The sequence below is a fragment of the Scandinavium lactucae genome, from assembly GCF_033843265.1.
Taxonomy (GTDB): Bacteria; Pseudomonadota; Gammaproteobacteria; order Enterobacterales; family Enterobacteriaceae; genus Scandinavium; species Scandinavium lactucae.
Genome location: NZ_JAWXRD010000017.1, coordinates 1 through 2505 on the forward strand (window position 1 = coordinate 1; position 2505 = coordinate 2505).

A 2505-nucleotide genomic window follows, 5' to 3' on the forward strand; every position below is an offset into this window, starting at 1 on the left:
TTGAGATGACGATTAAAATGGAGCTCAGCACGACCAGAAAGGAAAATGGATAGGGTTTTTTTATATTAATTTTCATCATGGGGTATGGATGATGTCAAAGATGACAGCAATGAAAACAAAAGGAAAGATGAGAGTATGCATTATACAGGATAGCAATTGCACTGTACAAAAAACAGACTATTTTTTGTTTAATTTTAAATTCATTTAGTTTGAGAATTATCACTTCCGATATTTTAGTTATATTTAAGACTTTCCCTGTGAATCGACTGAAATGCAGTTCTATCATAATCATATGTAGACGTTCCATCATTATCACGGTAGTCATGATTAGCACCAGTTCCAGCATTGTCATATTCGGTACTCCAATTGTAACGTCCATGTTCAAGATTATCAGGCCGGTGGATCTTCTCCCGCCTGTTTCTGCTGTGTTGTAAATGACTCGACAACTATCACTGATGTTCTTCCAGAAAATAGATTAAAAGCCTGTAGCTAATTATCGCAGCCTCGCGGAGAGTACTGATGATCTGTTTGTCGGAAAAACGCTTCTCCATGGGGATGTCCTCATGTGGCTTATGAAGACATTACTAACATCGGGGCATACTAATCAGCGGGGAGCAGGTCAGCATAGTTTGGTAGTCCGGTCTCAGGATCTTCTTCATCGTGTTTCTGCTGGGTTGTAAGCGACTCTGTGATCATCTCTTAGGTGCGAGCCAGTGCGTTTTCCCGACGTGAAACTTCCGTAAATAAGCGAACATGGTTTTCCATTCCGAAGGGATGTTTACTCAGTAATGAAAATGACAACGGTGACAGCAAATTCTATTGTAGAGCTAAGCGCCCGCAAGGGCGCTAATGAGAACGGTGTTGAGGTTGAGTTGATTCTGGCTAGTTAATCAGCCTGAAAGAACGCAGTTTATCGCTCACACCTTTTTCATTGAGGTAATCCATGTCGTATCTGCCATCATTATTATAACCACCACCTGCTTCTAATATGATCGCCGCAGAACTCTGATGAGAATACTCAGTTGTATAGCCATACCATGTCCCCCCCCCAACTATAATACTACTAGTATTTGGCGTAAGCTGATCAGTGTCCCAATCAAGATGAGTTTTAGTTCCACTAAACCCTGGGTCTGCATAAAGGTCAAGTCCACCAGGAGGAGTAATTGCCTCGAATGAAACAGAGCGCACAGTAAACGGACTGTCATCAAGCCAGTATACCCCTCCGTTTGATGACCCATGAGCGACATAGCCACCATCAACACTGCAAGTCATGATTTCTCCGGTATAATTTTCCCCACTGTACAAATAGACTTTTCCTGTAGGGGAACCAATGCAAAAGACAAGTTGAGTAGGATACGCCCCGATGTTTGGGTTATCAGCCTCAATGATTTTTGCGTTTTTATGGTCTGTATTTCTGAGGACAAGATAAGGGGTGGATTTGTTGCGTAGAATCTCTCCGTGCTGTGTTCGAATTGTGGTTATTCTATCATTCCAGCCGTAATCCATTAAGTTATCAAATATACCACTCCCGTTTTTCCCTTTGTCCGCATCAAAATAACCAGAATCATAAAATGTATGTGATTTATCTGATGAAACTTGACATTCACCACGAATTACCAGTAAAGAAGAAATAGTTTGATAGAAATTCATGCCATTGTCCCATTCAAAGTCCAAATGGTCAAAAGAATCTTTACTCCAGGTCTGACAGTCTCCATGGAAATTGATGTCGGTAAAAAACCAAACTTCGGCATCATTTCCCGTTTCGCTTACATTACTTACTGTTTCTTCGATTTTTTTATCTGTCATAACAACCTCGATTAGTTAGTGTGAATTATCAGTGTGACAGATGGCGTCAATTGAAATGCCACCCTTATGTAAATGAAATCTATTGAACGAAAAATATTGCATATCAGCCATATTAAAAGTTAAATCAGTGAACTTTTCAATCCATCGTGAGCATATTATGCTATGCAAACAGGTCAAATTATTTAGAAAACGTTAACGCGAGTTAACCGATTTATAAAAGGTCATTTATCAGACCATAAGTGTACTGGCGTTCTAAGTCCCTAATTCCAGTCCGTTAACTGATAACAGGCGTCAATAAATCTGAATCTGTAACATCCTCCTTTCTGGAATGGCGGAAGTAATTACTTAATTACTGTTGATTCGCACTGAAATAAGCGTAGCTGAGTTAAATGCAACAGCAATGTATAATTTCAAATCAAAATATCTGAATAAGACATGACAATCAGAATCACTGGGCTTGCATTGATTTCGTCATAAAACAATTCGCAATAACCTTAAAAAAATGCTCGAAGCGCCTGTGATTTTCGACGGTTATATTTTTCAATTCTGAAGCAAAATCAATTTTCTTCACGGATTAGAACAATTTTACCCAGCCCGTTCTTCACGAAAGCCAGAAATTTTGTTTGCGCATGACCTTTTCATTCTCCTGGCATTACCCCATTTCTCCCAAAAAGCACAAATCCGGCTTCATGCCGCGTC

General features: G+C 39.7%; 1 protein-coding gene. It reads right to left on the reverse strand.

Annotated features, from left to right (window positions below; all coding sequences use genetic code 11):
* Positions 1 to 882 precede the first annotated feature (882 nt).
* Positions 883 to 1806, reverse strand: coding sequence for a beta/gamma crystallin family protein (locus SIK69_RS07985; RefSeq protein ID WP_319785823.1), 924 nt, complete (start codon positions 1804 to 1806; stop codon positions 883 to 885).
* Between the last annotated feature and the right edge of the window lie 699 nt (positions 1807 to 2505).